Source organism: Streptomyces sp. NPDC003691 (assembly GCF_053981115.1).
Genome location: NZ_JBSFNQ010000224.1, coordinates 1 through 1,611 on the forward strand (window position 1 = coordinate 1; position 1,611 = coordinate 1,611).

The window sequence follows — 1,611 nt, forward strand, 5'->3', positions numbered from 1 at the left end:
CCGGCGGCGGGCGGTGAGCGACGAACGAGGAGATCACCGTGAACCGTGTGACGCGCATGGTCACCGCTGCCGCAGCGGTGCTGGCGCTCGCGGCGCCGGGCGAACACCGCGTCCGCCGCGTCCCGGTCGATACGACCGCCGGGAGTCCGGGCCAGATCGTCGACCGGCAGCCCGCCCTCGGCGTCCAGCTCGGCCGCCAGCCGGTTCGCCCGGGTGACGAACCGGGTGTTCATCCAGAGGAACCAGACCCCGATGACCGGCAGGGCCAGTACGGAGACCCCGAAGGCGACGGTGAGCCAGGTGCCCTGCTGGATCAGCAGCACACCGCGGCTGCCGACCAGGAAGAAGTAGAGGACCAGGACGGCCGCCGTGACGAAGTACGTGATTTTCGCGCGCATGTCGGTCAGTTCGCTCGGTGGTACGGATCAGTCGAGGTCGAGGAAGTGCTCCAGGCCCACGGTCAGACCGGGGACGGAGCCGACGCGGCGGACCCCGAGCAGGATCCCGGGCATAAAGCTGCTGTGGTGCAGGGAGTCGTGCCGGATGGTGAGGGTCTCGCCCTCGCCGCCGAGAAGGACCTCCTGGTGGGCGAGGAGCCCCCGGAGCCGTACGGCATGGACGGGGACACCGTCGACATCGGCGCCGCGGGCGCCGTCCAGCGCGGTGACCGTGGCGTCCGGCTGGGCGCCGAGACCGGCCTCGGCCCGGGCGGCCGCGATCAGCTGCGCGGTGCGGGTGGCGGTGCCGCTGGGGGCGTCCGCCTTGTTCGGGTGGTGCAGCTCCACGACCTCGGCGGATTCGAACCAGCGCGCCGCGGCCTGCGCGAACTTCATGGTGAGGACCGCGCCGATGGAGAAGTTCGGGGCGATCAGCACGCCCGTCCCGGGGGACGCGTCGAGACTGGTGCCGAGCTGCGCGAGCCGGTCACCGGTCCAGCCCGTGGTGCCGACGACGGCGTGGATCCCGTGGCGTACGCAGAAGTCGAGATTGCCCATCACGGACGCGGGCGTGGTCAGCTCGACCACCACCTGGGCCCCGGTGTCGACCAGCGTCTCCAGCTTGTCGCCCCGGCTCAGGGCGGCGACCAGCTCCAGATCGGCGGCGCCCTCCACGGCCCGTACCGCCTCGGAGCCGATCCGGCCGCGGGCACCGAGCACCGCCACGCGCAACTTGCTCATCAGTCTCTTTCCTCCTGGAGGCGTATCTCAGGTCGTCGCCCCCAGCCTAGGTCGTCTCCCGGGCGGGCCCGGGAGGTGTCCGGTGGGCGGGAGCGGCCGGACCGCTCCCGCCCACCGGGACGGGTCAGGAGACCGCTTCGTGGAGCCGGTCGGCCTGCCGGTCCTTCAGCGCGCCGATGACCGCGAGCGACGGGCGGCGGCCGAGGACATCGGCCGCGACCGCGCGCACCTCGTCGGGAGTGACGGCGGCTATCCGCGCGAGCATCTCGTCGACGGACATCTGCGAGCCCCAGCAGAGTTCGCTCTTGCCGATGCGGTTCATCAGCGCTCCGGTGTCCTCCAAGCCGAGGACCGTGGAGCCGGACAGCTGCCCGACGGCCCGCCCGATCTCGTCGTCCGTGAGCCCGTCGGAGGCCACCCGGTCGAGTTCGTC

Annotated in this window: 2 protein-coding genes and 1 pseudogene; all 3 read right to left on the minus strand. The window is 72.3% G+C overall.

The window, feature by feature from the left end:
* Window positions 1–398, minus strand: a 398-nt coding sequence (locus tag ACWDR0_RS34855; RefSeq protein ID WP_456355845.1) for a hypothetical protein, incomplete at its 3' end; no start/stop codon positions are given.
* A gap of 27 nt (window positions 399–425) precedes the next feature.
* On the minus strand, window positions 426–1,178 hold the full coding sequence (gene dapB, locus ACWDR0_RS34860; protein WP_456355846.1) for a 4-hydroxy-tetrahydrodipicolinate reductase: 753 nt from the start codon (window positions 1,176–1,178) through the stop codon (window positions 426–428).
* 124 nt (window positions 1,179–1,302) lie between these two features.
* Window positions 1,303–1,611: pseudogene (locus ACWDR0_RS34865) on the minus strand (insulinase family protein); the annotation flags it as partial.

What these genes read in the sequence shown, in the direction of transcription:
- dapB (WP_456355846.1), bottom strand. Translation starts at nt 1,178, where the DNA reads ATGAGCAAGTTGCGCGTGGCGGTGCTCGGTGCCCGCGGCCGGATCGGC.